The sequence below is a fragment of the Massilia sp. NBRC 108631 genome (assembly GCF_059704565.1).
In genome coordinates this window covers 1-1,832 of sequence record NZ_BAAKJE010000136.1, presented here as the reverse complement: position 1 = coordinate 1,832, position 1,832 = coordinate 1, and the positions used below count along the sequence as shown (strand labels likewise).

Below are 1,832 nucleotides of genomic sequence, written 5' to 3'. Positions count from 1 at the left end.
AATCTTCAACAGCCGATAAGTGTGAGCGTTTGGCGTGGCGCCATACTCTAGAAAGGAGGTGATCCAGCCGCACCTTCCGATACGGCTACCTTGTTACGACTTCACCCCAGTCACGAATCCTACCGTGGTAAGCGCCCTCCTTGCGGTTAAGCTACCTACTTCTGGTAAAACCCGCTCCCATGGTGTGACGGGCGGTGTGTACAAGACCCGGGAACGTATTCACCGCGACATGCTGATCCGCGATTACTAGCGATTCCAACTTCATGCAGTCGAGTTGCAGACTACAATCCGGACTACGATACACTTTCTGGGATTAGCTCCCCCTCGCGGGTTGGCGGCCCTCTGTATGTACCATTGTATGACGTGTGAAGCCCTACCCATAAGGGCCATGAGGACTTGACGTCATCCCCACCTTCCTCCGGTTTGTCACCGGCAGTCTCATTAGAGTGCCCTTTCGTAGCAACTAATGACAAGGGTTGCGCTCGTTGCGGGACTTAACCCAACATCTCACGACACGAGCTGACGACAGCCATGCAGCACCTGTGTGCAGGTTCTCTTTCGAGCACTCCCTGATCTCTCAAGGATTCCTGCCATGTCAAGGGTAGGTAAGGTTTTTCGCGTTGCATCGAATTAATCCACATCATCCACCGCTTGTGCGGGTCCCCGTCAATTCCTTTGAGTTTTAATCTTGCGACCGTACTCCCCAGGCGGTCTACTTCACGCGTTAGCTGCGTTACCAAGTCAATTAAGACCCGACAACTAGTAGACATCGTTTAGGGCGTGGACTACCAGGGTATCTAATCCTGTTTGCTCCCCACGCTTTCGTGCATGAGCGTCAATCTTGACCCAGGGGGCTGCCTTCGCCATCGGTGTTCCTCCACATCTCTACGCATTTCACTGCTACACGTGGAATTCTACCCCCCTCTGCCAGATTCTAGCCTTGCAGTCTCCATCGCCATTCCCAGGTTGAGCCCGGGGATTTCACGACAGACTTACAAAACCGCCTGCGCACGCTTTACGCCCAGTAATTCCGATTAACGCTTGCACCCTACGTATTACCGCGGCTGCTGGCACGTAGTTAGCCGGTGCTTATTCTTCAGGTACCGTCATTAGATGCAGATATTAGCCGCACCCGTTTCTTCCCTGACAAAAGAGCTTTACAACCCGAAGGCCTTCTTCACTCACGCGGCATTGCTGGATCAGGCTTGCGCCCATTGTCCAAAATTCCCCACTGCTGCCTCCCGTAGGAGTCTGGACCGTGTCTCAGTTCCAGTGTGGCTGGTCGTCCTCTCAGACCAGCTACTGATCGATGCCTTGGTAGGCCTTTACCCTACCAACTAGCTAATCAGATATCGGCCGCTCCAGGAGCACAAGGCCTTGCGGTCCCCTGCTTTCATCCTTAGATCGTATGCGGTATTAGCGTAACTTTCGCTACGTTATCCCCCACTCTTGGGTACGTTCCGATATATTACTCACCCGTTCGCCACTCGTCAGCGGAGCAAGCTCCCTGTTACCGTTCGACTTGCATGTGTAAAGCATGCCGCCAGCGTTCAATCTGAGCCAGGATCAAACTCTTCAGTTCAATCTCTGTTTTCAAAATCTTTTCAGATCTTGTGTCGATTTCATGCCACTGGCATGAAATCGCTCTTCAAAATAACTGACGATTCCTCTTGCGAGGTCACGTTTATTTCTTTTGTTGAGCGTTTAATAATTTGAGCTAAGAGGCTTGCGCCTCCGGCATCATCATCAAACGCCCACACTTATCGACTGTTAATTTTTAAAGAATTCTGCGTTACTTGCTGAAGCGTTTTGTTCAGCAGCAGAGAGGCGAG

The 1,832-nt window shown here is 51.7% G+C and carries 1 rRNA gene; it reads right to left on the bottom strand.

The features are described from left to right. Positions 1 to 51: 51 nt before the first annotated feature. A 16S ribosomal RNA gene (locus AC6H42_RS15160) occupies positions 52 to 1,582 on the bottom strand. Positions 1,583 to 1,832 lie beyond the last annotated feature (250 nt).